Origin of the sequence: uncultured Campylobacter sp., assembly GCF_938045465.1 — a bacterium.
Taxonomy (GTDB): Bacteria; Campylobacterota; Campylobacteria; order Campylobacterales; family Campylobacteraceae; genus Campylobacter_B.
Window position 1 is genome coordinate 1 of record NZ_CALIBF010000053.1, and the last position, 5333, is coordinate 5333.

Here is a 5333-nt window from a genome sequence, read left to right on the forward strand (position 1 = left end):
GGAATACGAGTTCTCAATCGGTCTTAGGCTCACGCACTGGCTGCGCGCGCTTTGCATTACGATTTTGGTGATTACCGGATATTACATCGCCTTTGTTTTTACCGCGCCCGAGGTAAGTCCCGAGCCGGTGCTTTTCATGCAGGCTAAATTTAGATTCGTGCATCTGATCTTCGGCTTTGCGATGATCGGTGCGGCGATCTTTAAAACCTATCTTTTCTTCTTCGATAAAAAGAGCAGAAAAGAGCTTTTAAGCATCAAGGATTTTTTTAGCCCGCGCGTCTGGATAGCTCAGATCAAATACTATATCTTTTTGGGCGAGCACCCGCATCTTCGCGGCGTTTACAATCCGCTACAGTTCATCTCCTATCTGGGCTTTTATCTAGTGCTGTTCGTAATCTGCCTAACGGGTATGATCTTATATGTGCATGTCTATCACGAAGGGCTCGGCGGCGCGCTATACGGGCTCTTGCGCCCGCTGGAAGCGGCGATGGGCGGTCTAAGCGAAGTGCGAATGATACATCATCTTTGCATGAATATCATCATAATCTTCGTACCGATCCACGTCTATATGGCGGTCTTTAACGCCGTCAAGGGCAGGGACGGCGCAATGGATGCGATCGTAAGCGGCTATAAATTTAAAAAGGAAGAGCACGCTTGAGGGTGCTGGTACTGGGTATCGGCAACGTCATCTACGCGGACGAGGGCATAGGCGTGCACTTCGTCCGCGCGCTCGCGCAGAACTATAAATTTTATCCTAAAGCTACCGCACGAAATTCTATGGCGGGCGAGAATTTTGCGGCGCAGAATTTTATGCAAAATTCCGCCCAAGTATCTGCGATACAAAATTCTACCTCGCAAAATTCCACAGAGCGCGACTCCGATCAAAATTCTGCGGATGAAAATTCTAACTCCGAGCGAAATTCCGCGGCAGTAAATTTAGACCGAAATTCTACTCCAGAACATTCCGCAAAGCAGAATTCAGCTTCAAATTCTACTTCGCAAAATTCCGTCATAAATTCCGCAGCGCAAAGCTATATCAATGCGGACTTTATCGCCGAAAATTCCGCCGCGCCGAGCAACAGCGCGGATCAGATCCGATTTATCGACGGCGGGACGCTAGCTAGCTTTTTGATGCCTACGATAGCGGAATTTGATGAAATTTTGCTCGTAGATTGCATAGACGCGGACGGCGCAAAGGGCGGCGAGGTGTATTTTTTCGACTACGACGCGATGCCTAAGCAGATCAGCTGGAGTGGCTCGGCGCACGAGGTCGAAATGCTTCAAACCCTGCAGATGATGGATCTTTGCGGCGATCTGCCTCACGTTAAAATTCTGGCGGTCGTGCCGCGGCGCATCAAGGAGGCGAGCTTTAAGCTAAGCTCTGTGATATTAGAGTCCTCAAAAATCATGGAAAAAACGGCGCTTAAGTACCTATCGGATCTTGGTTTCGCGCATGAAAAAATCGCCGATCTTAGCGCCCAAGATATCGCGGATCGATTTGCAAAAAGGGGGCGAGATGATAGTAGCATATGAGTTTAACTACCTTAATGAAAACGCGATGATAGCGCACTTCTTGCTGTTTTATGCTCGCAAAAGCGCACTTGAGTTTTGCCTAAAAAAAGAGGCGAGCTTAATAAGCCTTTTCGTGCGCGGCGGCGAGGATGAAATTTTAAAATTTAGCGACGAGGCGATGCCTCTGATTCCAAACTCCATATTTTTGGCAAAATCCTCCGTACGCGTGGTGGACGAGGGCGGCGCCGAAGCGAAAGCGCTGAAATTTAACGGCACGTTTGAAGATACCTCCTCGGGCGATATAAGTAAATTTTTAGAGGATGAAATTTCAAACGCCCATAGCGCGGCTAAATTTAATAACTTTACCCCGCGAGTGATGAAAGAATACCTCGCTCACTCCGAGCCGTCTCAAAACGAATTCGGAGTAATAAGCGGTGCCAGCGTGCTTCATGAGGGAAAATTTGAGGCGGTAAACAGGGAGAATTTTGCCCGCTTACTAGAGTTTTGCCGCATAAACTTATTTCATGCTCAGCAGGTGCAGATTAAGCGCGGCGGCGCAACTTTCACGCTCAAAGCGGACGTGGATTTTAGCGCCGACTTTCTGATAGCTGCAGGAGTGGGCGCGCTGGATCGGATTTTTGTGAGCGACGAAAAGAGCAAAATCGCGCTCGCAGCCTTCGAAAAGCCGCTCATAAGCCTAAAAACCAATGCAATCTTTAGAAAAAATCACGAGGGCGCGCCTAAATTTTTTGACGTAAAGCTTGCGGGCGACATATTCGTGTTTGCGCTGGTGCGTGCTTTGACAAGCGACGGGATCTATTTTTTAAGCGCAAAATGCGAAAGCGCGGCGCAAAAATACCCTCTTTTTAAGGTCGCGCCGCTGCAAAATGGCTTTTTGATCGTGCAAAACGAGGACTTTTTAAGCGACGCTGCAAGCTCATATCTAAAAAACTCAAAGGACAAAAACTCCGCTCTTTTTGCGCTTACGTGCCGTGAAAAAGGGCTTTTAGATGATCCCAAAAAACGGGTTTTGCGCTGCTTTTTGGGCGTGGGCGCGGATGATGAGATCGCAATTTATAGCGAAAGCTCCAAAAAAATTCTACTTAAATTCGATCTGCCGCGCAGCTTTGACGAGCTTAAAGCTAAAATTTGCGCGGATGAGACGGGCGCGAAACTGCTTGAAAATTTCAACGCCAAATTTAACGTAGACGCCGCAAAAATCGATGAAATTCTAAAAAGCGCAAATGCGGGATTTTACGGTATCTTTAGTGTGGCTGCACAGCTTATCTGGGGGCGCGATGCGGAATTTTTGACGGCGGCTGCGGAGGATTTTACGGGCGGCAAAGGGGTGCGGCTTGATTTTTGCACGGACGAGCGCGGCTGCGTGCGAGTGGATAAAATTTTGCGTTCGGCGATGAGCTATGCGCTCGCAGGAGCCAATGAAAAGCTGTTTGCGTTCGGATTTTTCGATAGTTTGGGCTACTTTTTAAGCGATCTGGCGGATGAGCGCAGGGGAGACTTTGACGTTTTGGTCTTCGGCGGCGCGATGTTTAGCGGACGTAAATTCGCGGATTTAATGCTTAAGCTTTGCAAAAATTTTGACGCGAGCTTTAGCGACAGCTTCGCGCTTCAAGCTCGATAGATTGGGCATATATGCGAATTTTCGGCAAGGCTTCAAAACCTTATCCGCAAAACAAGCGAGTTGCGCGGACATTGCGGTGCCGATAGCTGCGTCATGCTGGTAAGCTTAGCGCAAACGAGATTGCGCGAAATTTCAAAAAAAGCGGCAAAGGGCGCGGAAACGAAAGAACAAATTTTATTAAATTTAGAGCACATTTTGCAGCGTTCGGTACGTTTTATCCGCCCGCTGCGAGCGCAACTTGCTTGCAAAACAGCTCCTACACCGCGCAAATTTATGAAAGCACATACATGAAAGCGGCTAAATTTGAGGTTTTCGGAGCAGTGCAGGGGGTCGGGTTTCGCCCGTTCGTCTACAAGCTCGCCGTGGATTTGGGGCTAAAAGGCGAGGTTTATAACGACGGCGAGGGCGTTAAAATCATCGTTTGTGCAGACCTTTCCGAGCCGCAAAAAGGCTCGATTGATAAAAATTCCGCCCCTTTAAATTTAGATGAGCCGAATTCTAACGAAATTCAAGCACAGAAAGTATCGTCATCAGCCGCTCGGTCTTTAAATTCTGCCGAGTCGGATTCTAACAAGGCCACGAACTCATCACGAAATTTTGCAAGTTCAAATTTAAACGAGAGTTCCTTTTCGCCGCAGAGCACACCGAACTCGCCAAATGATTTGACCGGCTCGTCGCGCGATTTATTGAATGATTTAGCAAGCCTGCCTGATTTAGATTTAACGAGCTTGCCGCATGATTTGACGAGCGATTCGCAAGCCACAGCGAGCGAGAAATTTTTACCAAAATTATTCGAGATCGATCTAAACGAGCAGGGCTCCATTTTTCCCACTTCGTCGGATCAAAATTTCATCGTGCAAAATTCGTCGCAGCAGCGCGATATGTCGCAGAATGAATCGCCGCAAGGCTTGCAAGATGTGAAAGAGGACTTGCAGGACTTTAAACACGATTCACAAAGTGTCGAGCAAGATCTGCGCGAAGAAGAAATTTTAAAAATTTTCGAACAGCGCCTTCGCAGCGAGGCGCCGCCGCTTTGCCGAATCGATAGGATCATCCGCACAGATATTAATACACAAGATTTTGCGCAAAATTTTACTGATTTTAAGATCACTCAATCCAAAGAGGGACGTAAATTTAACCCAATTTTGCCAGATTTTGCGATCTGCGATCAGTGCAAAAAAGAGTTTTACGACCCGCAAAATCCGCGCTTCCACTATCCTTTTATCAACTGTACCGATTGCGGCCCGCGCCTTAGCATCATCGCCGCGCTGCCGTATGACCGCGCAAACACCACGATGAGGGCATTTGAGATGTGCGAGTTCTGCCGCGGCGAATACACGGACCCGCTCACGCGCCGCTATCACGCCGAGCCGATCTCCTGCCCGCACTGTGGCCCGCAGCTGTTTTTATGTGGCGCGGACGGCGAAATTTTATCAAGCGGCGAGGAGGCGATAGCGCGCACGGCGGAGCTTTTGCGGCGTGGACAGATCGGCGCGATCAAAGGTATGGGCGGCTTTCACATCGTCTGCGATGCGACGAACGAGCGCGCGGTACGCATGCTGCGAACGCTCAAAAAGCGCCCGAGCAAGCCTTTTGCGATCATGTGTCGCGACGCAGCGCAAGCAGGGCGCGCAGCGAACCTAAGCGCAGAAGAGGAGGCGCTGATAGACTGTAACGTCAAGCCGATCGTGATTTTAAAAAAGCGTGAATTTGTTTGGCGCACAGAGGCCGGCTTTGCGGCTGATTTCGGTACGCAAAATTTAAAGGCGCGAGGCGAAAATTCTATATCGCCGAAATTTGCTGGCAATCCAGAGGATTTGGCGCAAGAGCAGGACTCTGCGTTACGAAATTTACGCAATTTAGCGGCACAAAATTTTAGCGCGCAAAATATTGGAGTTTGCGCGGAGCAGGGCAGATCGCAGAATGCGCAAATTTTCAGCAAAACGGCGCGCCGTAATTTCGCCTGCGATACGCTAGCAGCAGACGACTCGCAGTGTGCGGCAAACGAGCTAGAGCGCGCATACGATGGGTCTGATTTACAGTGCGCGGCTAAAAATTTGAGCTCGCTGCAAGCAAAAGGCGGGCTAGAGCTGCGACATACAACCAATAATTTAAATTTGCAACCCGCAGTGGATAGCCAAGACTTGCGATGCGCGGCGAATGAGCCTGATTCTCGGCT

At 49.1% G+C, this 5333-nt stretch carries 4 protein-coding genes and 1 pseudogene; all 5 read left to right on the plus strand.

Annotation, left to right across the window (positions count from 1 at the left end):
- On the plus strand, positions 1-658 hold a 658-nt coding region (gene cybH, locus Q0413_RS02765; protein WP_298987065.1), incomplete at its 5' end, for a Ni/Fe-hydrogenase, b-type cytochrome subunit.
- Positions 655-750 (plus strand): annotated as a pseudogene (locus tag Q0413_RS02770) (hydrogenase expression/formation protein); the annotation flags it as partial. The gene cybH and the pseudogene Q0413_RS02770, both read left to right, overlap by 4 nt.
- 60 nt (positions 751-810) lie before the next feature.
- On the plus strand, positions 811-1533 hold the full coding sequence (locus tag Q0413_RS02775; RefSeq protein WP_298987072.1) for a hydrogenase maturation protease: 723 nt from the start codon (positions 811-813) through the stop codon (positions 1531-1533).
- Positions 1517-3154 carry a hypothetical protein gene (locus tag Q0413_RS02780; RefSeq protein WP_298987068.1) on the plus strand — a complete coding sequence of 546 codons (1638 nt, stop codon included), beginning with the start codon at positions 1517-1519 and terminating at the stop codon, positions 3152-3154. The genes Q0413_RS02775 and Q0413_RS02780 overlap by 17 nt, the downstream gene beginning before the upstream one ends.
- A 287-nt stretch (positions 3155-3441) precedes the next feature.
- Positions 3442-5333, plus strand: a 1892-nt coding sequence (locus Q0413_RS02785; RefSeq protein WP_298987070.1) for a Sua5/YciO/YrdC/YwlC family protein, incomplete at its 3' end; no start/stop codon positions are given.